Here is a 360-nt window from a genome sequence, read left to right as displayed (position 1 = left end):
CTTCCTTATCGATAGGGTCCATCACACTCATGCTCCTGCTGCTCGCGCGTGTTCCACAGCTGTCTGCCACGAGGCTAGCGAAATCGCGTCACCGGCCCGGGCCTCGGCCACCGTCAGCTGTGTTTTAAGCTCGCTGATGACACGATCGCGTTCCCGGATTTCGGTCAACAGCTTGTCTGTGAATTCCAGCAGGTCGCGAGCATCAGGCCCATCCAGCAGCCGTTCTTGTTCCATCAGCAGGTCTACCAGCGTCTTCATTGATCAATTCTCCAGCGTTTATCGCAATCGGGACAGTGAAAGTCGATCCAGTAGCAATCATCAGCCTTGCACCAGTTACCGGTGCTGCCGTCGTACTTCTTC

1 protein-coding gene is annotated in these 360 nt (G+C 55.8%); it reads right to left on the bottom strand.

Annotated elements, in window-relative coordinates:
• Nucleotides 1-27 precede the first annotated feature (27 nt).
• On the bottom strand, nt 28-258 hold the full coding sequence (locus AC1RPN_RS08650; protein ID WP_481763784.1) for a hypothetical protein: 231 nt from the start codon (nt 256-258) through the stop codon (nt 28-30).
• Nucleotides 259-360 lie beyond the last annotated feature (102 nt).

The organism is Dellaglioa sp. CoH-57-MRSF-20 (genome assembly GCF_056781955.1).
Note: the sequence above shows the minus strand (reverse complement) of the source record. Positions and strands in the feature narration are given on the sequence as shown.

Bases quoted from the DNA above. Each gene is read 5' to 3' on its own strand.
- AC1RPN_RS08650 (WP_481763784.1), bottom strand. From the start codon at position 258: ATGAAGACGCTGGTAGACCTGCTGATGGAACAAGAACGGCTGCTGGAT.